At 31.7% G+C, this 26112-nt stretch carries 25 protein-coding genes; 20 read left to right on the top strand and 5 right to left on the bottom strand.

Annotated elements, in window-relative coordinates:
- Positions 1-2: 2 nt before the first annotated feature.
- Entirely contained in the window at positions 3-866 is an 864-nt protein-coding gene (locus tag B5E79_RS07585; RefSeq protein WP_087297558.1) for an ROK family protein, read from the bottom strand.
- Positions 867-988: 122 nt separating this feature from the next.
- Here B5E79_RS07585 and B5E79_RS07580 point away from each other — a divergent pair, with 122 nt between their 5' ends.
- From B5E79_RS07580 to B5E79_RS07520, 13 genes are all read left to right on the top strand, one after another.
- Complete coding sequence (locus tag B5E79_RS07580) at positions 989-3136, top strand: ATP-dependent helicase (RefSeq protein ID WP_087297557.1); 2148 nt, start codon at positions 989-991, stop codon at positions 3134-3136.
- 105 nt (positions 3137-3241) lie between these two features.
- Entirely contained in the window at positions 3242-5230 is a 1989-nt protein-coding gene (ligA, locus tag B5E79_RS07575) for an NAD-dependent DNA ligase LigA (protein WP_087297556.1), read from the top strand.
- Positions 5227-6300 (top strand): CamS family sex pheromone protein, encoded by a 1074-nt coding sequence (locus tag B5E79_RS07570; protein ID WP_087297555.1) that lies wholly within the window; start codon positions 5227-5229, stop codon positions 6298-6300. Before ligA ends, B5E79_RS07570 begins: the two co-directional genes overlap by 4 nt.
- A gap of 10 nt (positions 6301-6310) precedes the next feature.
- Positions 6311-6598, top strand: a complete 288-nt coding sequence (gene gatC / locus B5E79_RS07565) for an Asp-tRNA(Asn)/Glu-tRNA(Gln) amidotransferase subunit GatC (protein WP_087297554.1) — start codon at positions 6311-6313, stop codon at positions 6596-6598.
- On the top strand, positions 6598-8040 hold the full coding sequence (locus B5E79_RS07560) for an amidase family protein (RefSeq protein ID WP_087297553.1): 1443 nt from the start codon (positions 6598-6600) through the stop codon (positions 8038-8040). Before gatC ends, B5E79_RS07560 begins: the two co-directional genes overlap by 1 nt.
- Complete coding sequence (gene gatB / locus B5E79_RS07555) at positions 8033-9460, top strand: Asp-tRNA(Asn)/Glu-tRNA(Gln) amidotransferase subunit GatB (RefSeq protein ID WP_087297552.1); 1428 nt, start codon at positions 8033-8035, stop codon at positions 9458-9460. The genes B5E79_RS07560 and gatB overlap by 8 nt, the downstream gene beginning before the upstream one ends.
- 57 nt (positions 9461-9517) lie before the next feature.
- Entirely contained in the window at positions 9518-10222 is a 705-nt protein-coding gene (locus B5E79_RS07550; protein WP_087297551.1) for an Asp23/Gls24 family envelope stress response protein, read from the top strand.
- Positions 10223-10264: 42 nt separating this feature from the next.
- Positions 10265-11611: a 23S rRNA (uracil(1939)-C(5))-methyltransferase RlmD gene (gene rlmD, locus B5E79_RS07545; RefSeq protein ID WP_087297550.1), complete on the top strand. Its 1347-nt coding sequence runs from the start codon at positions 10265-10267 to the stop codon at positions 11609-11611.
- Positions 11612-11903: 292 nt separating this feature from the next.
- Positions 11904-13304, top strand: coding sequence for a TrkH family potassium uptake protein (locus B5E79_RS07540; protein ID WP_087245535.1), 1401 nt, complete (start codon positions 11904-11906; stop codon positions 13302-13304).
- 5 nt (positions 13305-13309) lie between these two features.
- Entirely contained in the window at positions 13310-13975 is a 666-nt protein-coding gene (locus tag B5E79_RS07535; protein ID WP_087245533.1) for a potassium channel family protein, read from the top strand.
- A gap of 17 nt (positions 13976-13992) precedes the next feature.
- The gene (locus B5E79_RS07530) at positions 13993-14565 is read left to right on the top strand and encodes a TetR family transcriptional regulator (protein WP_158095483.1); all 573 of its coding nucleotides are present in this window, start codon (positions 13993-13995) and stop codon (positions 14563-14565) included.
- A gap of 106 nt (positions 14566-14671) precedes the next feature.
- The gene (locus tag B5E79_RS07525) at positions 14672-15493 is read left to right on the top strand and encodes an MBL fold metallo-hydrolase (protein ID WP_087297548.1); all 822 of its coding nucleotides are present in this window, start codon (positions 14672-14674) and stop codon (positions 15491-15493) included.
- Complete coding sequence (locus tag B5E79_RS07520) at positions 15493-16068, top strand: histidine phosphatase family protein (protein ID WP_087297547.1); 576 nt, start codon at positions 15493-15495, stop codon at positions 16066-16068. The genes B5E79_RS07525 and B5E79_RS07520 overlap by 1 nt, the downstream gene beginning before the upstream one ends.
- A 103-nt stretch (positions 16069-16171) precedes the next feature.
- Here the strand turns inward: B5E79_RS07520 and B5E79_RS07515 are convergent, their stop codons facing one another.
- On the bottom strand, positions 16172-16861 hold the full coding sequence (locus B5E79_RS07515; protein WP_087245525.1) for a YoaK family protein: 690 nt from the start codon (positions 16859-16861) through the stop codon (positions 16172-16174).
- A 149-nt stretch (positions 16862-17010) separates the two neighbouring features.
- Here B5E79_RS07515 and B5E79_RS07510 point away from each other — a divergent pair, with 149 nt between their 5' ends.
- Positions 17011-17283: a hypothetical protein gene (locus B5E79_RS07510; RefSeq protein WP_087297546.1), complete on the top strand. Its 273-nt coding sequence runs from the start codon at positions 17011-17013 to the stop codon at positions 17281-17283.
- Between the two features lie 56 nt (positions 17284-17339).
- Here the strand turns inward: B5E79_RS07510 and B5E79_RS07505 are convergent, their stop codons facing one another.
- The gene (locus tag B5E79_RS07505; protein WP_087297545.1) at positions 17340-17744 is read right to left on the bottom strand and encodes a MerR family transcriptional regulator; all 405 of its coding nucleotides are present in this window, start codon (positions 17742-17744) and stop codon (positions 17340-17342) included.
- A gap of 223 nt (positions 17745-17967) precedes the next feature.
- Between B5E79_RS07505 and B5E79_RS07500 the strand changes: the two genes are divergently transcribed.
- A complete protein-coding gene (locus B5E79_RS07500; protein WP_087297544.1) occupies positions 17968-18849 on the top strand; it encodes a LysR family transcriptional regulator in 882 nt (293 codons plus the stop codon).
- A 101-nt stretch (positions 18850-18950) separates the two neighbouring features.
- Positions 18951-19697, top strand: a complete 747-nt coding sequence (locus tag B5E79_RS07495) for a carboxymuconolactone decarboxylase family protein (protein ID WP_087297543.1) — start codon at positions 18951-18953, stop codon at positions 19695-19697.
- A 15-nt stretch (positions 19698-19712) separates the two neighbouring features.
- On the opposite strand, the gene B5E79_RS07490 is transcribed toward B5E79_RS07495, so the two are convergent.
- Positions 19713-21026 carry a replication-associated recombination protein A gene (locus tag B5E79_RS07490; protein ID WP_087297542.1) on the bottom strand — a complete coding sequence of 438 codons (1314 nt, stop codon included), beginning with the start codon at positions 21024-21026 and terminating at the stop codon, positions 19713-19715.
- A 119-nt stretch (positions 21027-21145) separates the two neighbouring features.
- Between B5E79_RS07490 and B5E79_RS07485 the strand changes: the two genes are divergently transcribed.
- The 4 genes from B5E79_RS07485 to B5E79_RS07470 are packed head-to-tail and all read left to right on the top strand — an operon-like array spanning position 21146 to position 25333.
- Positions 21146-21979 carry a DUF5685 family protein gene (locus B5E79_RS07485; protein WP_087297541.1) on the top strand — a complete coding sequence of 278 codons (834 nt, stop codon included), beginning with the start codon at positions 21146-21148 and terminating at the stop codon, positions 21977-21979.
- Positions 21980-22582, top strand: a complete 603-nt coding sequence (locus B5E79_RS07480) for a J domain-containing protein (protein WP_087297540.1) — start codon at positions 21980-21982, stop codon at positions 22580-22582.
- Between the two features lie 13 nt (positions 22583-22595).
- Positions 22596-24359: a molecular chaperone DnaK gene (gene dnaK / locus B5E79_RS07475; RefSeq protein ID WP_087297539.1), complete on the top strand. Its 1764-nt coding sequence runs from the start codon at positions 22596-22598 to the stop codon at positions 24357-24359.
- Positions 24360-24403: 44 nt separating this feature from the next.
- A complete protein-coding gene (locus B5E79_RS07470) occupies positions 24404-25333 on the top strand; it encodes a GNAT family N-acetyltransferase (RefSeq protein WP_087297538.1) in 930 nt (309 codons plus the stop codon).
- Between the two features lie 75 nt (positions 25334-25408).
- On the opposite strand, the gene B5E79_RS07465 is transcribed toward B5E79_RS07470, so the two are convergent.
- Positions 25409-26005 (bottom strand): LexA family protein, encoded by a 597-nt coding sequence (locus B5E79_RS07465; RefSeq protein WP_087245870.1) that lies wholly within the window; start codon positions 26003-26005, stop codon positions 25409-25411.
- Positions 26006-26112: the final 107 nt, after the last annotated feature.

The following is a 26112-nucleotide window of genomic DNA, read 5'->3' as shown; positions in this document are numbered from 1 at the left end:
AATTAACCTCCTTTTTTGGTATGAAAATGATACAATGCTCCAAGTAAATTGGCTTCATTTTGAAATTGACAGGCTTTAATAACTGGTTCATGATCATCTTCTTTGTATTGTTTTCTTAAATCATGAAATTGTTTTTGAATAGTTTGAATGAGAAATGGCTGTTGACTGATTCCTCCACCAATAGTTACGATATCTAAATCTAGTAAATAATCAAGATTATAGATCATTGTTGCAATCTGTAAACAATAGTGTTCAAAATACTGCATAGCTTGATGAGATGAAGTCAGTTGTTGAAATACAATCTGTCCATCATCAGGACATTTTAAAATATCACTCAGATCATGAATGAGTTTAACAGCATTATATTCTTTACCAAAGTTAGAATAGCCATTTGATGTAGGAATTAAAAAAGAACCGATCTCTCCAATTTTATAGTGTTTTGATTCTACGATTTTTTCATGTAATATATATGTTCCGCCAATACCTGAACCTAAGACAATCATAAAACCATTATCAACGTTCTTTAAGCTTCCTTTCCACATTTCACCTAAAGCAGCGCATTTGGCATCATTTTGTAAAGTGACTGGTAAGTGAGTTAAACTGGAAAATTCTTGACAAAAATCTGTTTCATTGAAATAGGGCAGTAAAGTAATAGCGTGGATATATCCTCTTTGACTATCAATAAGACCGGGCATACTGACAGCTATTCCTTCGACTTCTTTTGTGATTAATGTTTTTAAAGTATGATAGAATGTTTCTTTGTTGGTTTTGACAGTAGGAATCATATTCTTTTGTAAGCATATCCCATTAGATTGATAATATCCATATTTGGTATATGTACCACCTATATCTATAGCTAAATACATGATTTTCACCTCTCTTTTTTCATTATTTCATTGATTCATTTTGAATTCAACCTTTATTCATGTTTTTGATTTCTTTTTTGAGTAATTATGATATAATGATTAGACTGAGAGGATGTGATACGATGAATTTAGACAAATTATTAAATCCAAAACAAAAGGAAGCAGCCACTTATTTAGATTCTCATTTACGTATTATTGCAGGAGCAGGAAGTGGGAAAACACGTGTTTTAACATATCGTATTGCTTACTTGATTGAAGAAGTGGGGATTGAGCCTCGACATATATTGGCTATTACTTTTACAAATAAAGCAGCGAATGAAATGCGTCAAAGAGTTGTGGATTTATTAGGTGAATATGCTTCAGGAGCTCTTTTATGTACAATTCATTCCTTATGTGTCAGAATATTAAGACAGCATATTCATGCTTTTCATTATCCTCATCATTTTGTTATTATGGATGAAGAAGATCAAAAATCATTATTAAAGAAGATTTTTAAAGATAAAAATATTGATAGTAAAACAATGAGTGTAAAAAGCTGTATTCATTATATATCATCATGTAAAATGGCTGAAATCTCACCACAAAAAGCGTATAAATTAGCAGGAGATTTTATAGGTGAGGCCAAAAAAGCAATTGTTTATCAGGAATATGAAAAATATAAAGAAGAACATTTTATGCTGGATTTTGATGATTTGTTGTTGAAGACTGTTGAATTATTTGAGAAATTCCCAGAAATTCTGGAAAAATGGCAACGTAAATTTCAATATATACATGTAGATGAGTTTCAGGATGTTGGAAATATTGATTATAAATTGATTCATCTTTTATCAGGTCAAGCAACTTTATGTGTAGTTGGAGATCCTGATCAGACAATCTATTCTTTTAGAGGTTCTGATGTGAATTATATAATGAATTTTGATAAAGATTATTCTCATGTCAAAACCATTATTCTTGATCAGAATTATCGTTCTACAAAAACAATATTAGATATATCGAATAATTTGATTCGAAAAAATAAAAATCGTTTAGAAAAAGATTTGTTTACACAATTAGAAGATGGAGATAAAGTTGTGCACTATTCAGCAGGCGATGAAGAAGCAGAAGCTGAGTTTGTCTGTCAGACAATTGAAAATATTATACATCAGGTTGATGGTGTGAATTATCATGATTTTGCGATTCTCTATCGTGCTAATTATTTATCACGTCCTTTTGAACAGAAATTAATTCAGCATCAGATTGATTATAAAATATTTGGTGGATTAAAGTTTTTTAATCGTAAAGAAATTAAAGATGCATTAAGTTATTTACGCTTAATGGTATTTATGGATGATTTATCTTTTGAACGTATTATTAATGTTCCTAGTCATGGTATTGGTCAAAAAACACTTGAAAAAATCCAACTGAAAGCGATTGAGTATGGCATTAGCTGTTATGAAGCTGTTTGTTTATATAGTGATGAAATTGGATTGAAAGGTAAAGTGAAAAAAGCCATCAGTGAATTTGTACAAGCTATTGAAAAAGCAAGACAATCAAGAAATCCCTTGGCTGATGTCTTTGAATACTTATTGAAAGATATTGGTTATTTTGAAATGCTAAGAAATGATGAAGATGAAAATCGTATTCAAAACATTATGGAGTTAAAAAACTCAATTGCTGGATATATGAATACCCATCCAGATAGTGCTACTTTTGAAAGTTATTTACAGGATATCGCTTTATATACATCACAAGATGATATGACACAGGATGAATATGTATCATTAATGAGTATTCATATGGCTAAAGGTCTGGAGTTTAACTATGTCTTTGTTGTGGGATTGTCACAGGATGTCTTTCCAAGTTTTAGAAGTGTTTCTGAAGAAGGAGAAGAGGGGATGGAAGAAGAACGTAGATTGGCTTATGTGGCATTTACGCGTGCGAAAAAGCGTCTATATCTGACGGATAGTCAAGGATTTAATTATATGACGAATTCTCCTAAAATGGCTTCTCAGTTTATTGATGAAATTGGTGTAGATCATGTTGAACATATTGGTAAGCCTTCACCATTTAAAACAAAACAATTTGTACATTTAGGTCCAACTGTTGATGAGATGATAGGTGATAATGATATTCATGACTGGAAACAGGGCGATTTTGTAGAGCATGATGTCTTTGGTAAAGGTGTTATTGTTAAAGTTCGTGGAAATACTTTAGATATTGCTTTTTCCATGCCATATGGTTTAAAAACATTGATGGCACAGCATAAGGCTTTAAGACGTTTATCGTCATAAAAATGATGTGAAAATAAGGATAATTTTGGGTGATGAATTTTGATGTTTTGTATTTGATTCATCATCTTTTTTTGATATAATGAGCAAGTGAATGGAGTGTGTAAAATGACATTAGAAAGATTGAATGAAATCAAAAAATTATTAAATGAATATAATTATCAATATTATGTCTTAGATAATCCAACAGTATCCGATCAGGAATATGATCGTTTGATGCAAGAGTTGCAAAGTATAGAAGCTAAACATCCTGAATGGGTAACTCCTGATTCACCAAGTCAACGTGTGGGTGGAGAAGTCTTAGAAGGATTTCAGAAAATTACGCATCAAAGAATGATGTTGTCTTTAGGAAATATTTTTAACGAAGATGAACTGAGAGAATTCGATGATCGTATTCGTGATGTGTTTCCTCAAGCTGAATATGTCTGTGAGTTAAAAATAGATGGCTTAGCTGTTTCATTAGTGTATGCTGATGGACAATTGAGTTATGGAGCAACACGTGGTGATGGAACAATTGGTGAAGATATTACGCATAATGTCAAAACAATTAAATCTATTCCATTATCAATTGATTATCAGGGAGATTTTGAAGTGCGTGGAGAAATCTATATGCCTAAAAAATCTTTTGAACAATTGAATCATCAACGTCAACAAGCAGGTGAAGCCTTATTTGCGAATCCTCGAAATGCGGCTGCCGGAAGTGTTAGACAGCTAGATTCAAGTATTGCTGCTAAACGTGGCTTAGATGCATTTTTATATATGGTGCCAACGGCTCAGGAAGTAGGGTGTCAAACACATAAAGAAGCTTTAGATTATATTGCAAAACTGGGCTTCAAAGTCAATCCTATGACACGTGTTTGTGCAAATATTGATGAAGTATGGAATTTCATTATGGAAATGACAGAAAAACGTCAATCTTTGCCTTATGAAATAGATGGTATAGTCATTAAAGTGAATAATTTAGCATGGCAGGAAAGATTAGGGTATACAGCAAAAGTTCCTAAATGGGCTATTGCCTATAAATTCCCAGCTGAAGAAGTTGTCACAAAACTTAAGGATATTATTTTTACAATTGGAAGAACGGGTCAAATTACGCCAAATGCGGTTTTGGAACCTGTACGTGTCGCTGGTAGTACCGTTCAACGTGCGACATTACATAATGAAGATAACGTTGTTCATAAGGATATTCGTGTTGGCGATTATGTTGTGGTCCGTAAAGCAGGAGATGTTATCCCAGAAGTTGTTCGATCTTTAAAAGAAAGACGTGATGGAACAGAACAGAAATTTAAGATGATTGATGTTTGTCCATATTGTGGGACACCGCTTGTTAGAAAAGACAATGAGGCTGCTTATTATTGTTTAAATGAGCATTGTGATTCTAAGAAGATTGAGCGCATCATTCATTTCGCATCTCGTGATGCTATGAATATAGAAGGATTAGGAGAAAAAATTATAGAACAATTTTATAATTTAGGTTTTGTTCGTTCTATTGAAGATATTTATAGTTTATCTAGTCATGAACAGGAAATTATAGATATAGAAGGATTTGGTAGAAAATCAATGGATAATTTGTTAGAGGCTATTGAAAAAAGTAAAGGTAATTCAATGGAAAAATTATTATTTGGTTTAGGAATTAAAGGAATCGGTGCTAAAATGGCTGATAACTTAGCTAAGGAATTTAAAAGTATGGATGCTTTGCTTGAGGCTTCAACAGCTAAGTTGCTTTCTATGCGTGATGTTGGCGATACACTTGTTCAATCTTTAAATCGTTTTAGAAGTCAACCTCAATCAATGGCTTTATTACAACATTTAAAAGATCTCGGTTTAAATATGAATTATCTAAAAGATACATCTTTACTTCAAGAAAGTATTTTTAATGGAAAAACTGTTTGTGTCACAGGAACATTAGAATTGATGACGCGTAAGGAGATTAAAGAGTATCTTGCCAGACTAGGTGCTAATGTGACAGGTAGTGTATCTAAAAAAACAGATTATCTGATCTGTGGTCGTGATGCTGGAAGTAAACTTGAAAAGGCCAGAGAATTAGGTGTGACTGTATTAAGTGAAGAACAATTTAAGGAGGAGGTTGATTTATGAAAAGAATAATATGTGTTTGTATGGCTTTCTTATTGTTGTTGACTGGTTGTCAATCTTCACAAGATACTGTTGAAGAAGAAACAACAAACAATACTGCATCAATGGAGTCATTTGATGATACTTATTATAATATCGTCAAATTTGAAGATAGTGAACTGAGAGAAGATTTCTATTTGGACTATGGTGCAACATCTGATTTCTCTTCAATTGGAAGAGGATTACAAATTTTATCATCACAATATTTTTCAACTTCTGATCATTATATGAGTGAAGGTCAATATTTAAAGCTTGCTTTAAAACAAGAAATGGTTAAACGTGATAGTGATTATTCTTTACAGCCTGCTGCTGGAACAAAGATTGCCAATATCAGTGATCCAACAATGGTTCAACAGATTCAAGAACAGGATTTTTGGGAAAAATCAGGTGATAAATATACTTTAAAAGGTGCGTCATTTGTGATTGTTCTTGATCCTCGTGATAAAAATAATGCTCGTTTAAAAACGCAGATGGATGATCAATCTATTTTAAATTATGGGTATGAATGTAGTGAGAAATTATATGAAATTATTCAATCTCACGAAGATTTTGAAAAGTTAAAGAATTTACCTGTTTTAATTACGGTTTATCAGGCAACTGATTTAACAGAAAGTACTGTAGATGGAAATTATATTTTAAAGACATACTGTGATGGTTCTTATGGAAATAGTGAAGAAGTAAATTTTGAAACTGTTTTATTTTCAAGTACTCGTGCCGAAGAATTGGATGCCACAACATCTAATGAATTTGATATTATTAAAAGTAATTTAAAAGATGCAGCAACTGAAGCTGCAGGATTAGTAGGAACTGCCAGATATCAAAATGGTGAAATCCAATCAATGGTTATAGAGGCTCATTTAAACGTGAAAACAGCAACTGAATTGATGTATTTATCTTCTATTTTAGCGAATGGTGTTGATACACGTTTTTCATCTGATTTTGATATTAAAGTGCTTATATATTCACAAGATGAATTACAGGCGATTGTGATTAAAGATAGAGGACAAGACGTTAAAAGTTATTACTTATATTAGAGGATGGACTATGGACGAAAGAGAATTAATTCAATCATTAGCAAAAGATGTAAAGTTATCTGTTTTGGATGAAAACATGGATACTTTCATTGAAGCATATCATCAATTTCTCAAACAGGTTCAAAGTCTAGAAAGTATTCAAACTGAAGGTGTAAAGCCTTTGGTTTTTCCTTTTGAGGTAGAAACTTCTTTTTTAAGGGAAGATAGTATACAGGATGTTATGCGTAGAGAAGATATTTTAAAAAATGCAAAACACATCAAAAATCAACAAATTCAGATTCCTAAGGTGGTGGAATAATGAATGTTTATAGTATAGAAGAATTGCATCATGGTTTTAAAACTGGTCAAATTCTTCCTGAAAATTACTATCAGGAGATTTGGCATGAGGCTCAATATCAGCAAAAACGCTTAAATGCTTTTGCGCTTATGACATTTGATAAAGCACAACAAGATTTAAAACATGCGCAATTTCAAAATATTTTGAGTGGAATTCCCTATGTTTTAAAAGATAATTTTAATACAAAAGGGATTTATACAACAGCATCCAGCCGTATGTTGGCTGATTATTTACCTGTATATAATGCACATATTGTTGATTTACTGGAAAAAGCAGAATGCTGTTTAATTGGAAAAGCTTCAATGGATGAATTAGGCATGGGAACTATGAATATGACTGCTTTGACGGGACCTGTTTTGAATCCATGGAATATTCAAAGAGTTGCTGGTGGTTCATCTGGAGGATGTGCAGCATTAGTTGGAAGTGGCGTTGTTCCTTTTGCAATTGGGAGTGACACAGGCGATTCTATTCGTCGTCCTGCTGGATTTTGTGGCATTGTAGGAATGAAACCTACATGGGGATTGATATCACGTTATGGTTTGATTCCTTATGCTGCCAGTTTAGATACGGTTGGTGCTATGACCAGAAGCGTTAAAGATATGAGTATTGTTTTAGAAAATATTGCTGGCTATGATGAACATGATATGACATCATGTACTAAAAAAGTACCATCTTATTATCAATCTTTATCTTCAGATGTATCTCATTTGAAAATTGCTGTCATAAAAAATGTATATGAAAGATTAGCGGATTCACGCATAAAAGAAAAATTTATGAATTGTGTTTCCATATTCAAAACATTAGGAGCAACAATTCATGAAGTTGAATTTCCAGATACTTATCTTCAGGCTTTATCACCAGTTTATCAGATTATTGCTAATGGGGAAGCTACAAGTCAACATGCCTGCTTAGATGGCATTAAGTATGGCTTACAAAAACAAGGGGAAAATATAGATGATATGATTATACGTACTCGAAGCCAGGGTTTTCATCAAAGCATTCAACAGCGTTTTATTTTGGGTTCATTGGCCTTGAAACAGGAAAATCAGGAAAAGATGTTTAGAAAAGCTCAACAGGTCAGACGACTCATTGTTAATTTGATTCAAGATTTATATCGTCATTATGATATTATTTTGACTCCTAATGGTGAGGGAATTGCTCCTTTCCTTGATGAGGCTAAGCAAGTTGAATATACATTAGTTGATGATTTTTTGATTGTTGCGAATTTGGCAGGATTACCAAGTTTAACTTTACCATGTGGTTTTGTTGACCATATGCCTGTAGCCATTCATATAATGGGACGATGTTTTGAGGAACAGACTGTTCTCAATTGCGCCTATGCGTTAGAAAAATCGCTATCTTTTTCTCAGCAATATTGCCAAAAGGAGATTCAACATGTTTGAAACAATCATAGGTATTGAAGTCCACTGTGAATTAAAAACGCAGTCTAAAATGTTTTCTTCAGCTCCTGTTTCATTTGGACAACCACCTAATAGTCAAGCTCATGTTATAGATTTAGCGATGCCAGGAACTTTACCATCGGTTAATAAAAAAGCAGTGGAAATGGCTATTCGTGTTTGTCATGCCTTGCATATGGATATAGATAGTTTGCTTCGTTTTGATCGTAAGAATTATTATTATCCAGATTTACCAAAAGGTTTCCAAATAACGCAACAATATCATCCTATTGGTAAAAATGGATATTTAGATATTGAAGTCAATGGACAAAAAATACATATCAATATAGAACAGCTTCATCTTGAAGAAGATACAGCAAAACTCACCCATGATGACGATTGTACATTGATTGATTATAATCGTGCAGGTATTCCTTTGATTGAAATTGTGACACAACCTCAGTTTCATAATAGTCAGGAGGTTTGTGCTTATTTGGAAGCTTTAAGAATGATTTTGATTTATACTGATGTTTCAGATGCTATTATGGCTCAAGGGTCTATGCGCTGTGATATTAATATTTCATTACGCCCCGAAGGATCTCAAGGCTATGGTGAAAAAGTGGAAATTAAAAATTTGAATTCACTCGCTAATGTGCAAAAAGCGATTGATTTTGAAATTCAAAGACAGACAGAACTTTTATTGAATCATTGCTCCGTTCCAAGACAAACGCGACGTTTTGATGAAAAGACACAAAAGACAATAGCGATGCGTGATAAGGAATTATTAGCTGATTATCGTTATTATCCTGAACCTAATATTTTACCAGTTCGTCTACCATGGCAATGGATTGAAAGTATTAAAGATCATTTACCAGTGCTTCCAGCACAAAGACGCGATAAATATATTCATGAATATAAACTTTCAGTAAAAGAAGCTGATACGCTTTTATTGAATAAAGATTTATCAGATTTTTATGACCAGGTAGTTAAACAATGTATATATTATGATACAGTATGTCACTGGCTTATTGGAGATGTTTTGTCTTATCTTCATAAAAATCATTTACATATTCATGATATATTTGAAGTTCAGGATTTTGCGAAACTGATGAATATGACAGGTCAAGGAATTGTTTCTTCTAAACAAACAAAACAGGTTTTATCACTAATGATTTTAGAAAAAAAGGATCCTTTAACTATTATGCAAAAACATCATATTCAACAAATGAATGATGAAAATGTTTTGATAGAGCTGATTGAAGAACTGCTAGATAATCACTTTCAATTGGTTCAGGATTACCATCAGGGTAAGACAAATCTTTTAGGTTATTTTGTAGGACAAGTCATGAAAAAAACTCAAGGACAAGCGAATCCTCAAAAAACAAATCAATTATTAAAACAATTATTGGAAAAAAGAAAAACATAATGTTCTATACATTGTTCATGAATTTTGGTACAATAGAGAAAAAGTAGGTGAAAAATAATGGCAAAAAAATTTCATTTTGATGATGAAGACGATATTCAGGATGAATACCAACCTTCATCATATCTTGATGATTTAGAAAACAAAAGAGAAAATGTGCCTTATACTGCAATAGATGAAGAAGATGACGAGGAAGAGGAGCCAATGAAGAAAAAGAAAAAAGGTTTTGTTATGAAATGGTGGCACTATCTGCTCATTTTATTTGGAGCTTTAGCTGTTGCTTTTATTATTTATATCGTAGTTTTATCATTTAATAATGGTCCTGTCTACGGAGATCGCTGTGAAGGTATGGTGAGTATTTCTAAAGATGCCAGAGATTCAACTGTGTCAACTATGGAAGAAAAATATGATGAAATTGAATCAATGACACTTTCAACTGAATGTCGTCAATTAAAATTAGATATTACTTTTAAAGCAGGTATGAGCACCAAAGAAGCACAAAATATTGCAGAAGAAACAGTTCAAACTTTGGATGGTATTGTGGGAAGAGAAAAAGAAGATGGCCAAAAATATAGTGATTTATTTGGTACAATTGATGGTGTGACACAATATGAAGTCAATGTTTTCATGACATCTTCTGATAGTGAAGATTTTCCGATTTATGGAACAAAAAATATTCAAAATGATGAGTTTTCCTATACTTTAGCTTCTGTAAGAGATGAAGAAAGTGCAAAGAAAGCTCAAGAAACTTTAACGGATGAATAAAACGAGCTAAGCTCGTTTTTTTATAGGAGGACATATATTATTATGCAAAAGAATGAATATATTGAGGCAAAATGTATTGATTACACTCATGATGGGATGGGAATTGTCAAATATGAAGGAATGCCAATTTTTGTAAAAAATATGCTTGTTGATGAAATTGGAAAAATCAAGATTATTAAAGTTTTGAAAAAATATGCCATTGGAAGGCTTATTGAATTGAGTGATTCCAGTCCACTTCGTCAAGAAGCAAGATGTCCGATATTTAAACAATGTGGTGGCTGCCATTTACAGCATTTAAATCAATTGGCACAACAACAGTTGAAAACCAAGAGGGTTGCAGATACATTACTTAAAATTGGTCATTGTCAAGTGCCAGTTGAACCATGCCTCATGATGGAAAATCCCTGGTTTTATCGTAATAAAGTTCAAGTTCCTGTAGGAATGCATCAAAACCATCTCGTAACTGGATTTTATAAGCAGCATAGTAATGATATTGTGGCGATGGATCAATGTTATATTCAAAATGAGTTATCTAATCAGATCATCCCTTTTACAAGACAATTGTTGGAAGAAGTAGGTGAAAAGGCTTATGATAAAGTCACACATCAGGGAAATATTAAGCATATTCTTGTCAAATATGGTTATCATACGAATCAGGCTATGCTTGTTTTCATTACATATCAACGTTCTATTCGTCAAAAAGACTATTTAATACAAGCTCTTAAAAAGCAATTTCCACAGTTAAAAACAATCATTCAAAATTATAATCCTCGCCATGATAATGTGATTTTAGGTGATGATGTTATGATTTTAGATGGTGATGGATATATAGAAGATCAGTTATTAGGAAACACATATCGTATTTCTTTAAAATCTTTTTATCAGATCAACCCATTACAGGTGGAAGTCCTATATCAAAAAGCTATTGAATATGCCAATTTACAACCAACTGATGAAGTGATAGATGCTTATTGTGGGATTGGAACAATATCTTTATCATTAGCTCAATATGTTCATAAGGTTTATGGTGTTGAAATTGTTGAACAGGCAATTATTGATGCTAAAGAAAATGCAAAAAGAAATCATATTGATAATGTTGAATTTTATTGTCAGGATGCTGGTGAATTTATGGTTGATTTTGCGACAAAGCATAAACAAATTGATGCTGTGATTGTCGATCCACCTAGAAAAGGATGTTCTCAATTATTTTTGAATCAGCTATTGTTATTATCTCCTGATAAAATTGTATATATTTCATGTGATGTGGCAACTCAGGCAAGAGATATTGATATCTTGCAACAACATGGATACCATGCTGTGAAATGTCAGCCTGTTGATATGTTTCCACAAAGCTTTCATATCGAAAATATTGTGCTTCTTACAAAATAAGATAAAACCTATTGTTTTGGTTGACAAAAAAGTTAACTGTGTTACAATGGAGGTCGAATAAGTGGTGGAGTCTGTCATAAAGCTAATACGCTTTATTTATTCGAGAGTTTTACTTTATATGTGTAAAATAAAATATCTTGACAGATTCTTTTAGGAATCTGTTTTTTTATAAACAGATTTGAAGGGAGTTGTCATATAGGAAAAGATATGGGTTGAAATAGATTATTTTATAATTGTTTTATAAAAATATATGATATTTTATATCAAATGTTAATATTTATGGAGGAGAAAGATGGAAACGGTTGATTTTCATAAATCAAAGAAAAAGAAAGTCTTTTCACCTATGCGACGTATTGCTTTTAGCTTTTTTATGGTAATACTGGTAGGTTCTTTGTTATTGGCTTGTCCATTTTCAAATCAAGGAGCAGTTGCTCCATACATTGATCATTTGTTTATTGCAACATCAGCGACTTGTGTAACTGGCTTGGTGCCAGTTGTTGTCGCTGATCAATATACACTCATTGGACAACTTATTATTATTTTGCTTATTCAAATTGGTGGATTGGGATTCTTGACCTTATTGAATATGTTTATTTATGCTTTAAGGAAAAGGTTAACATATACAAATAAAATTATTATGCAGGAAGCATTAAATCAGAATTCTATGGCTGCCATTGGCGTTTATATTAAAAGAGTTATTAAATATACAGCTTTTTTTGAAATTGTTGGCGCATTATTATTATGTATTGTTTTTGTTCCTGAATTTGGTCTTGTGAAAGGAATTTATTATGGATTCTGGCATTCAATTTCAGCTTTCTGTAATGCTGGTTTTGATATTCTTGGTCCTAATTCTTTGATTCCTTATCAAACAAATGTTCTAATGAACTTGACGATTGCTGGTTTGATTATTGCTGGAGGTTTGGGATTTGTTGTTTGGATTGATTTAAGAATGTCTTGGCGTCACTATAAAGAAAATTTTAAATTTTTTAGGATAAAGACATTTTTCTCATCATTATCTCTTCATACAAAAATTGTTCTTTTAGCAACAGTCTCATTATTGCTAGGGGGAACATTAGTCATTTTATTCCTTGAATATAATAATCCAGGAACATTAGGACCATTGCCATGGGGTGATAAAATTTTAGCAAGTTTCTTCCAGTCTACGACAACGAGAACTGCTGGATTTGCTTCTGTTGATATGGCCTCTTTACATGATTCGACAAAATTATTTATGTCTATTCTCATGTTTATTGGTGGTTCACCAGCAGGAACAGCTGGGGGAATTAAAACAGCTACTTTAGTCATTGCATTAATGTATTTACATTCTTTACAGAATGGTTATGAAGTTGTCACAATGTTTAAACGTCGTATTGATGATCAGGTCGTGAAACGTTCATTGACTATTGCTATATTAAGTTTCTTTGTTTGTTCGTTGGGATTATTTATATTGTCGATGAATGAAGGTGCAGATTTTATTGATTTAATCTTTGAAGTCTTCTCAGCATTTGGAACAGTTGGTTTATCTGCATCACTCACACCAACTTTGACTGTCATAGGAAAAATAGTTATTATTATATTAATGTATATTGGACGTATTGGGCCAATGACAATGGTATTAGTCTTTGCAAAGAAATATAAACAAAAGAAAGGAAAGGACATCGTTTATCCAGTTGGTGATGTTCTGATAGGATAGGGAAAATGAAAAGTAAACAAGTTGTAGTATTAGGGTTAGGTGTTTTTGGTTCAACAATTACCAAAACATTATCACAGTATGGTTGTGAGGTTGTGGCAGTAGATAAATGCCCTGAATGTGTACAAAGAGTTTCAGAATTTGCTACAAAGGCAGTTATTGGAGATATTACTGATAAAGATTTTTTGATTGATTTAGGGATCGAAGAATTTGATGTTGGTATTGTTGCTATTGGTAATCATTTAGAAGAAAGTCTTTTAGGTGTTTTGAATTTAAAAGAAATTGGTATTCCATATATTATCGCAAAAGCTAAGAATAAAAGATTTAAATCTATCTTAGAAAAAATTGGTGCTGATCGTATTATTCGTCCTGAAAAAGAAATGGGAGAAAGACTCGCACGAACATTGCTTAGAAAGAACATAACTGATTTGGTTGAACTTGATGAAAATTATAGCTTAGTGGAAATGAAAGTACCACAGGCATGGGTTGGACATACGTTATCTTCTTTAGATTTAAGAAAAAAATATGGAATCAATATTTTAGGACAACGTGATATGGAAACACAGAAAATTGAACTTTATGTTAATCCGGAACATGTCTTACGTGTAAATGATCATTTCTTAATGGTCGCCGAAACTGAAAAAATTGAAAGATTTGATTATTTAATTGTTTAATGTCGGCAGGTGAATATATGTCTATTGATGTAAAAAGAATATTAGGAACAGCTTTGTTAGAATTGACTCAAAAAAAGCCTTTAGAATCTTTGACAGTATCTCAAATTTTAAAAGAAACAGGTGTCAGCAGACAAACATTTTATAATCATTTTAAAGATAAGAATGATTTGATTTGCTATGTTTATGATACATTTATTGTTCCTGATTTTCATGATCAGAATATGAATATTGATTTTCATGATTCACTATTAGTGACTTTTGAAAATATAAAAAAATATTACTGGTTTATGAAACAGGCGTGTCAAATGGAAGGGCAGAACTGTTTAAAGGATTATATTGTTGATCATTGTCAAGCTTTTGATTTAAAGTGGCATCAGGAGCTTTATGGCAAAGAACCTATGCCAGATGCTTTAAGGTTTGCAACAATCTATCATGCTCATGCGTCTAGCAGTATGACATTATCTTGGATTCTTTCTGATATGCCAGTTCCATGTGAAGAGATTGTTCAAATGATTGTTGAGATGCGAGGACTAGGCATGGATAAATTATTTCAAGATAGTGACAATTCAATTCATCCTTATCAGAAATAGACAAATTCATAGAAATGTCCATTTTTAGACAAAACAAAAAATATATAAATAGAAATCTCCTTCTTTTTATACTAAAATAAAAGTATAAAAGAAAGGAGATTTTTTGATGAGAAATATAGTTAAGAATAATAAAGGTCAGGCGGTTGCTCCTGCTTCCATTCCTATAACAAAGGAAGCCTTTTATAGTGACCAGGAAACACGTATTTATTGGCTAGGTGGTGCAGGCATTATGATACACAGTTATCAGACAAATGTTATGATTGACCCAGTATTAGAAGGATTTGATATTCCTTTGTTGTATGAAGTGCCTATTTTATCACAGGATGTTCCACAATTAGATGGTATATTGATTACTCATATAGATAATGATCATTTTTCTCGACCTACTTGCCGTCATGTACAAAATGTTTGTCAAAAATATTATGCTCCTAATTATGTTGCAGATGTTATGAATGAAGAAGGATTTCAAACTGAAAAGCATGATATTGATGATGTTTTTCAAGTACAGGATTTATCTGTTCAATTAACTCGAGCACAACATAACTGGCAAAATGGTTCGAAAAAATGGCAATATCGTTATTGGGAAGAGAAAGATTATTGTGGTTATTGGTTAAAAACGCCTGATGGAACAATTTGGTTACCTGGTGATTCACGTTTATTAGATGAACATTTGCATATGCCTGAACCAGATGTTATATTATTTGATTTTGCTGATAATGATTGGCATATTACTTTGGATGGAGCAATTCAATTGGCTAATACATACCCTCAAGCTCATTTGATTTGTATACATTGGGGTAGTGTTGATGCTCCAGATATGACACCATTTAATGGTAATCCTGAAGATTTATACCAAAGAGTCATCAATCCTGATAGAATACATGTGTTGGCTCCAGGTGAAGCATTTGTTTTAAAGGGTGAACATTAATGAAAACATTATACCTCATGCGTCATGGTGAAACCTTGTTTAATGTTCTTCATAAGATTCAAGGATGGTGTGATTCTCCATTGACATCAAAAGGAGTTCAACAAGCCCTTTTAGCAAAAAAATGGTTTGAGGAACATCAGATTCATTTTGATCATGCTTATAGTTCAACAAGTGAAAGATGTTGTGATACATTAGAATTAATAACGTCCATGCCATATCAGCGATGTAAAGGACTTAAAGAAAATAATTATGGCTTACTAGAAGGAGAACATGATTATTTGGCAGAAAATGATCCTCAAAAATGTGAAACCTATTATTTGCAATTTGGTGGTGAATCTAATAATACTTTAAAAGAGAGAATGGTTGATACATTAACTGCGATTATGGAGAAAGAAGATCATTATTCTGTTTTGGCAGTAAGTCATGGTGGCGCCTGTTTTAATTTTTTAAGAGCATGGCAAGATCCAACAGAAGAATTAAAAAAAGGATTTGGAAATTGTTGTATTTTTGTATATGAATATGACAATCATCAATTTTATTTAAAAAATGTGATTAGACAAGACGATAAGTCATAAGAACTCTATGATGAATTTAAGTTGAAATAACAGTAAAAAATATATATTGAGATTTCATTGAATATAGGTAATAGTGATAGATATGAAAAAAGATGATTTGGTGTCAAATCATCTTTTCTATATGTTGAATTGGATAAGCATATTTTTCAATATATATTAAATATCCTAAATTAATGGAAACAGGAATCATTAAAAACCAAATGGCTGCTAAAGAAAAAATGGACCATAGAAGATACGACAAAGCAACACCACAATGAAAACATAATAAAGTGCCACCAAAAAAACAACCTTTTTTGAGTTTTTCTTGTTTGATTGTGGTGTCCTGTATTAAAAAATATTCTGTCAATGATACAACAGTCTGTTTGATATTATTGGTTGAAAAAATAGTAGAACTTGTATATCCCATAGCGCCTTTGAAAATACACCATTGAAATGCTGTAACAAAAAAACAAGGATACAAAGCAATGATTGGCGGTATGTCTTCAGGAATAAATCCCAATATAACAATACATATCATTTCAAGATATAAAACAAGGTGTTTAAGATTCCATTGAGATTTATATGTTAAAACTGTGGCAATCATTATTGCTAGAATATATATAAGAAGGGCACCTATTCGCATTAAAGATTCCACATAATTAGCTCCAAATATATTTTTGATCAGTTCAATTAAATTGGCAGTTTGTGCAGATCCAAAAATATTCATTCTAGCAAAAATAGCATATCCACCTAAGAAACCACCTATCATAGCCATCAAAAAATGAAGAATAGCATCTTGATGATCTTTTTTCATTGATAACACTCCCTTAAATGCTTTTTTATTATATCACTCGGCATCTATTTGACAATATATATTGATAAAAAATAAAAAAAATTTAAGTTTTTTATTGTTGAAAGGGCTTTTATTTTATATAATAGAAATATGAAAAGAGGCGAGGTTAGGTGTATTATATTTCACCATATGCTTTATATAAACTCGTAAAGCAATTGTTTCATGATGTCAATGATGTTAATGATATGACATTATATGCTTATCGTGAAAACAAATGTTGGAAAATTGGTTTTTCTAATGAGTATATTGATCAAATTCCTGATGATTCTATAAATATCAGTTATGAATTTAAAGATGGATTTTTAAAAAATAGTCCACAGCAGGCAACTGAGGAAATTATGAAAAGTTTAAGGCGTTATGAACAAGATCGTATATCTATATAAAAGCATAAGGAAAGCTGGTAAATGAAATGTTATCAGCTTTTTTATGTGAAAAAACATCATAGTGATTTGTTTTCATCACTATGATGTTTATTTTGATTATAAGTTTTGAGCGCTTTTTGATAATATTCACATTTATAATCAATTAAATCAAGTTGTTTTTGTAAATCTTGCATTTGTTTTTCAACAGTTTTTTTACGTTCTACAAACAATTCATAACGTTGTTGTAAAGAAATATCGCCTTGTTTGACTAATTCGATGAAATGCTTTATTTCTTTGATAGACATACCCGTGTTTTTAAAGCATTCAATAATTTCAAGCATACGAATATCATCCTCTTTAAAAATACGATAACCGGAATCTTTACGTTCAATATAAGGAAGCAACCCTTCTTTATCATAATATCTTAAAGTGGAAACAGGTAAATTCATGATTTTAGAAACATCACTGATAGAATAATTCATATGTTTTCATCTCCTTGTTTTTTATCATAATGTTTTTGAGTATAAAATGCAATATATCTTTATAACATAAGAAAGTATGAAATGATTTTTTGATACTTTCTCCTGTGTTATAAAGCCAATAAAGCCAATAAAGTCAATTGAAATCATTTGCGTAGTTATCCATCAAAAGAAAAGGTATAAAAAAGTTATTTTTTTTAGTACAATAGTAAAAAGGGGGCTTATCATGGAAATTAGAATATTGAGATATTTTTTAACAGTTGCAAGAGAAGAAAATATTACACGTGCAGCAGCAGTATTGCATATTACACAACCGACTTTATCAAGACAGCTTATACAATTAGAAGAAGAATTGAATACGCAATTATTAATTAGGGGAAAAAATAAGGTTACCTTAACAGATGCAGGTATGTTGTTAAGAAGAAGAGCAGAAGAAATTATTGATTTAGCTGATAAAACTGAAAAGGAATTTTTAGCGGCTGATGAATTAATAGCAGGGGAGATTTTTGTTGGTGCAGGAGAAATTAATGCTATGCATCAGTTAGGAGAATTTATGATAGATTTTCATCGTCGCTTTCCGCATATTCAATATCATTTGTATAGTGGCAATGCTGATGATGTTAAACAGAAAATTGATCAGGGATTTTTAGATATAGGGTTACTTACAGAACCAGTTGATATTGAAAAATATGAGTTTGTACGTTTAAAATATAAAGAAGCATGGGGTATTATTGCACCTTTAAATAGCGAAATCGCTAAAAAAGAGTATGTAACACCTGAAGATATACAAAAATTACCACTCCTTATAGGACATCGTTTAATTGTCCAAAATGAACTGGCACATTGGATGGGATTGGATATTAGTGATTTAAATATTGTTGCGACTTATGACTTGATATATAATGCTGCTATTTTAGTAGAGAAAGGGTTAGGATATGCGTTGTGTCTAGACAAAATTGTATATATGTCAAATCAATCATTGGTTCGTTTTGTTCCTTTAAAACCGGCCTATGAAACTGGAGCGGTTATTGTATGGAAAAAACATCAAGTTTTTTCGGCTACAGCGACGCGTTTTATTCAAGAACTTTATACATATTTTCATAAATAAATATTTCATGCTTAAAAAGTATGGCTACAAATACATAATAAGTATTAGACAGGTTATTTTTAAAGTTTTAAAATAAAATTATCAAGGAGGAAAATTTATTTATGAGAGATATTGAAAAAGCAAAAGAATTATATCAGTCATTGCATAAAAATCATTTTTGTCCTCATGACTTAGCATACGAGGAAATGATGATTCATTATATTTATGGTGATGTTTATCAGCATGGTAATCTTGATTTACGTCTTAGAGAATTGATTTTAATTGTTGTTAATACAACGAATATGACTTTAGAATCTTTAAAAGAACATGTTTATGCAGCTTTAAAGGCTAATGTGACTCCAGTTGAAATGAAAGAAGCCATTTATCAATGTACTCCATATATTGGTGTAGGCAAAGTGAAAGAAGCTCTTGATGCTGTTCATGATGTTTTTGTTGAAACTCAAATTGAATTACCTTTGGAAGATCAATCAACAGTAGAAGAAGAAACAAGATTCCAGGCTGGATTTGATGTTCAAAGTGAAGCGTTTGGTCGTGAGAATATTCAAGCTAATCATGATCATGCACCTCAAGAATTAAAACATATTCAAGATTATTTATCTGCACATTGTTTTGGAGATTTTTATACACGTCAGGGGCTTGATTTAAAAATAAGAGAAATGTTAACTTTTGTTATGTTGGCAACTTTAGGTGGCTGTGAAAATCAGTTGCGTGCTCATACTATGGCTAATATACAAGTTGGAAATAGTAGAGACATGTTGATTGATGTGATTACACAATGTCAACCTTATATTGGTTTTCCAAGAACTTTAAATGCTATCAATATTATTAATGAAGTTACACAAAAATAAAAGGCCATTGACCTTTTATTTTTGATGTTTACGTTTCCATTGTTGAATTTGTTGAAGTCGCAGTTCGACTTTTTTTTCATTTCCTTGATTTGTTGGATGATAATATTCTCTGTCTTGAAGTGATTCAGGTAAGCAAGTCATAGTTGTCAGTTTATCTTGAAAATCATGTGCATATTGATAACCTTTACCATAATTTAAATCTTTCATTAAACGGGTAGGAGCATTGCGTAAATGTAAGGGAACTGGTTTGGCGATTGTCTTTAATGCATCCTTTTTAGCAGCTTCATAAGCGACATATAGAGCGTTAGATTTAACTGATAAAGATAAATAAGTGACAACATGAGTAAGATGGACACTGCATTCAGGCATTCCAATAAAATGACAAGCCTGATATCCTGCAATAGCAATTTCTAATGCTCTACTATCAGCCATACCAATATCTTCACTTGCAAATCTAACAAGTCGTCGTGCAATATATAAAGGGTCTTCACCAGCTTCCAGCATTCTGGCTAACCAGTAAATAGCAGCATTGACATCACTATTACGCATTGATTTGTGTAATGCAGAAATCAAATTATAATGCTCTTCACCATTTTTATCATACAGTAATGATTTTTGACTTGTCATTTGTTCGATAATTTGAGGAGTAATAGTGATGTGATCATGATCACGAGGAGCATTATAAAAAGCCATTTCTAATGTGTTAAGAGCTACTCTGGCATCTCCATTTGCAAAATGAGCGATCATTGATAAACTGGAAGAATCAATATCAACATGAAAGTGACCAAAACCTCTAGGATCTTCAATAGCATGATGCAAAAGTTCCATAATATCTTCAACATTTAAAGCATTTAAGACAAAAACTTTACAACGTGATAATAATGCTGAATTGATTTCAAATGAAGGATTTTCAGTTGTTGCACCAATGAGAGTAATACTTCCTTGTTCTACATATGGTAAAAAAGCATCCTGTTGTGCTTTATTGAAACGATGAATTTCATCGATAAAAACAATTGTTTTAATTCCTTGAAGATGTGTCTGCATGGCATCTTGCATGACTTTTTTTATTTCTCTAATACCACTATTGACAGCACTAAAATCAATGAAATGTGCTTTTGTTGTTTGGGCTATAATTTTTGCCAGAGTCGTTTTTCCAACTCCTGGAGGACCCCAGAATATCATAGAAGGAATCTGATCATTTTGTATAAATTGCCATAACACTTTACCTTTACCAACAAGATGTTTTTGTCCTACATATTGGTCCAATGTCAGAGGTCTTAAACGATTGGCCAAAGGTTCTAAAACAGGCTGTTCTTTTGAGATTTTCATACCATTCACCAGCTTTCATTTTTATTTTAACATTTTTAAAATAAAGTTTCTATAAGTTCATGTTTCGTTCATATCTTCACACTATACTAATCATGATTTATTATGATAAGGAGATCATGATGTTTGGATATATAGTAATCAATAAACCAGAAATGAAATTTAAAGATTTTGATATCTATCAGTCATATTATTGTGGGCTATGTCGAACTATAAATGATAATTATGGTTTAAAAGGACGTGTGGCTTTAAATTATGATATGACATTTTTAGCTATTTTATTATCTGGTTTATATGAACCACACAATCAATCAAGCTATCGTAGATGCTTTTTACATCCACTGAAAAAGCATCTAGAAATACAAAATGAATATGTTGAATATGCTGCTAAAATGACAATTGCTTTAACATATCTTAAATGTGATGATGATTGGATTGATGATCAAAAGATGTCAAAACAGGTCTATAAGAAAATTTTGAATCATAGTTATCAATCTATAAAAAAAGAATTTCCACAAAAGATAGAGATGATTGAAAAACAATTGGACAAGATTCATGAATATGAAAAAATGGAAGATGTTCGTATTGATGATATTTCCGGATGTTTTGGAAAAGTCATGGCTGAAATTTGCTGTTTTCAAGATGATCTCTGGCAAGATTATTTGAGGGAATTTGGATTTTTTTTAGGTAAATATATTTATTTACTAGATGCCTATGATGATATTGAAAAAGATCTAAAAGACAATAACTATAATCCATTTATTTCTCATTTTCATGATGAACATTTTGAAGAGAGATGCCATGATTTATTAGAAATGATGATTTCAAGAGCTGCCGAAGCTTTTGAATATCTTCCAATAGAGGAAAATGTTGAAATTTTAAGGAATATCATATATAGTGGTGTTTGGAGTCAATATGAATTACGTTATCAAAAAAGAATGGAGGATAAGAAGTAAATGGATCCATATCAAGTATTAGGAATTTCTCCAAATGCATCAGATGATGAAGTCAAACATGCTTATCGAACATTAAGTAAAAAATATCATCCTGATGCTAATATTAATAGTGAACATCAGGCTGAATATACTGAAAAGTTTAAACAGGTACAAAATGCATATAAAACGATCATGGATAATCGAAAAAAAGGATTTACGAATCAAACATATGGTCAAAGTTCACAGTCGACTTATCAATATCAGGGTAATGATCAGGCGGCTTTTCAAGATGTTGCGGCATTTATTCAAGCTGGTCGTTATCAGGATGCTCTTCATATTTTGGAACAGATTCGTAATCGTTCATCAATATGGTTTTATTACAGTGCTTTAGCTATGAATGGTATAGGAAATAATGCAACAGCATTAGAATATGCACAAACAGCAGCGCAAATGGAACCTGGTAATTTACAATATATTTTCTTGGTTCAGCAATTGCAGGCTGGAAGTGGTCAATATCGTCAGACACAGCAAACTTATACGTCACCATATGCTAATATGGCTAATTGCTGTTATTCGTTATTGATGTTTAATATTTTTATGAGTTGTTGTTGTAGATGTTATTAAAGGAGAATGATTTATGAGTAAGATTATTGGTATTGATTTAGGAACAACAAATAGTTGTATGTCTTTTATTGAAAATGGAAAAACAACCATTATTCCTAATAGTGAAGGAGCGAAAACAACACCAAGTGTTGTAGCATTCACACATGATGGACAAAGACTTGTAGGGGAAAGTGCTAAGCGACAGGCTGTTACAAATCCAATGGGGACAATTTCATCTATTAAACGTGAAATGGGAACTGATTATAAAAAGAAAATTGGCAATCGTGAGTATACACCCCAGGAAATTTCTGCCATGATTTTACAGAAATTAAAAATAGATGCTGAAAATTATTTAGGAGAAGAAGTTAAACAGGCTGTTATTACAGTACCTGCTTATTTTAATGATGCCCAACGTCAAGCCACAAAAGATGCTGGAAGAATTGCTGGATTGGAAGTTATGCGTATTATTAATGAACCAACTGCAGCAGCATTGGCATATGGTTTAGAAAATAGTTATGGGCAAAAAATGATGGTTTTTGACTTGGGTGGAGGAACTTTTGATGTTTCTATTATTGAAATTGGTAATGGAGTGATTGAAGTTCTATCAACATCAGGAGATAATCATCTAGGTGGTGATGATTTTAATGAATTATTAGCACAACATATTTTAACTGAATTTGAGAAAAGCTCAGGGATTTCATTGAGAAATGATTTAATGGCTATGCAACGTATCAAAGAAGCTGCTGAAAAAGCAAAAATTGAATTATCTTCAATGACTTCTACTGTTGTATCTTTACCATTTATTACAACGACATCTGCAGGACCACAAAATTTAGAAATGACAATCACAAGAGATTTATTTAATCGTATGACTAGAGAATTAGTTGAAAGAACAATTCTCCCAATGCAAAATGCGTTAAATGATGCACGTTTATTACCTGCTGAATTGAATAAGATTATTCTTGTAGGTGGGTCTTCACGTATTCCAGCAGTTCAAGATAAAATTAAGGAAGTTACTGGAATTACACCAAGTAAATCATTAAATCCTGATGAATGTGTCGCTATGGGAGCAGGAATTCAAGGTGGTAAATTATCTGGTGATGTGACTGCAATGGGAAATTATGATGTCTTATTATTAGATGTGACACCATTGACATTATCTATTGAAACAGTAGGGGGAGTTGCAACTCCATTAATTGATCGAAATACACCAATTCCAACAAGTCATAGTCAAATTTTTACAACATCATCTAATTTCCAGACACAAGTTGAAATTAATGTTTTACAAGGGGAAAGACCTTTAGCTAAAGACAATAAAAGTTTAGGTAAATTTAAACTTAAAAAGATTAAGCGTGCAATGCGTGGAATTCCACAAATTGAAGTCACTTTTGATATTGATGTTAATGGTATCGTAAGTGTTTCTGCAAAAGATTTGGCTAGTGGAAATATGCAAAGTATTACTATTGAAAATGGTTCTCATATGTCTGATGAAGATATTGAAAGAGCTATTCATGAAGCTAAACAATTTGAACAGCAGGATGCTAAAACAAAAGAAAGACTTGTTTTTAAAAATGATTTAGAAACATTAATGTCAAGAGTAGAAGCCAGTTTAGCAAAACATCATAAAGAAATAGATAAAACTGTAAGGACACAAATTAAAAATGAATTGAATCAATTAAAGAAATTAACAAAAAAAGTACAGTTTGAAACATGCCCAGATGCACAATTTCAGGAAATTAAAGAAGCAAAACAAAGATTGGAAGATAGTGCAGCATTCTTGCTTTCTATGGGTGAATAAAGACATTGATCAAACATTAATGTCTTTTTTTATAAAAAGTATATATGGAAATAAGATTAGCCAAAGAGCAAGATTTAATAAAACTTGCTGAAATTGAAAGAATTTGTTTTCCTGCTCAAGAAGCTGCAACTAAACAACAATTTCAACAAAGATTTCTTGCTTTTCCTGATTGTTTTTTAGTAGCCGTTATAGAAGGACAGATTGTTGGATTTATCAATGGGGCAATGATTTCAACACGTTTTTTAATTGATCAATATTATGAAGATACATCCTTACATGATTTCAATCATCCATATCAAAGTATATTTGGTTTAGCTGTTTTACCAACTTTTCAACATCGTGGGATTGCTCAAAAATTAATGAATGCTTTTATTGATCTGGCTCTTATAAGAGGTAAAAAAGGCTTGGTACTGACTTGTAAAAAAGAGTTAATAGATTTTTATAAACAATTTGGTTATAGTTGCTTGGGAGTTTCTCAATCTATCCATGGTGGAGTGACATGGTATGATATGTTTTTAGAACTTGAAAGTCATGAAATGTGTTTTATTCCCATGCAATATTATCATTTAAATAAGTGTTCAATATTATTTCAGCAATGTTTTATGCAAGAACCATGGAATGAAACGTGGACTTATGAGCAGTCTTATCAGCGATTGAAAGAAATGCTACTTTCACCATATGCTTTGGGATATGTTCTATATCGAGATAATCAGTTGATAGGTATGATACTAGGACGTCAAATGACTTATTTAGAAAAGAAAGAGCTATGGATTGATGAAGTCTGCATTTTACCAGAATTGCATGGACAACATTTAGGAAGTTATCTATTACAACAAACAAAAAAAGAATGTATCAAATTGCATATAGAGAGAATGGTTTTACAGACAATTCGTGGTTTTTTAAGTGAAGGATTTTATAGTAAAAATAATTTTGTTGAAGAAAAGCATTTGATTTGTATGTCTTGTGATATATAAAAAATCTCATAGATGGAGTGAACCCTTAAAGTTAGATTAGCTTTAGAGTTCAAAACATGAATGAGATTTTTTTGTTTAAAAATAAGTTTTTGTATAAACGACTTTACCAATGATACGAACAGGAAGTTGTTCAACTTCTTCATTAGAAAAATATCTATTTTCAACAAGTGGGTTTGTGGCTTCCAAAATAAGCATATCTGGTTTTTTGATAATACGCTTCACTGTTACTTCTTCACCACCAATCATGACAACTGCAATATCACCTGTTGAGGCATAGGAACATTGTTTAATAAGGGCTAAATCTCCATCCATTATTCCTGATCCAGTCATGGAATCACCTTGAATCTGCAAAAAATAATCTCCCTTATAAAAATCTTCTTCTGTGACTTCTTCTTCACCCATATAGTTATTTTCTCCATACATATCATATCCGGCTTTTGCATAACCTAAAATAGGACGCTTTAAATGAATGGACTTTCCTTTGATAACGGGTTCAATATCATAACCAAGGAGTTCATTTAATCTTTTTAATGTTTCATCTTGAATTCTTTTGACATCTCCTGAAATCCAACGACTGACAGTAGATTTCGTGACTCCTAGTTTTTGAGCAATTTCATCATTTGTAAGTTGATGCCTATATTTATAATCCTTAATAATGTCTTTGAGTTCCATGGTCAACCTCCTATATGCATATTATAGTATAAAATACATCTAAAATAAAGAAAAAATCAAAAATAATAAAATAAGTTGCATAAAAATATTGAAATATGCAACAAGGT

The organism is Massilimicrobiota sp. An134 (assembly GCF_002160815.1).
Classification (GTDB): domain Bacteria; phylum Bacillota_I; class Bacilli_A; order Erysipelotrichales; family Coprobacillaceae; genus Allocoprobacillus; species Allocoprobacillus merdigallinarum.
This window is presented reverse-complemented; position numbering and strand designations above follow the sequence as displayed.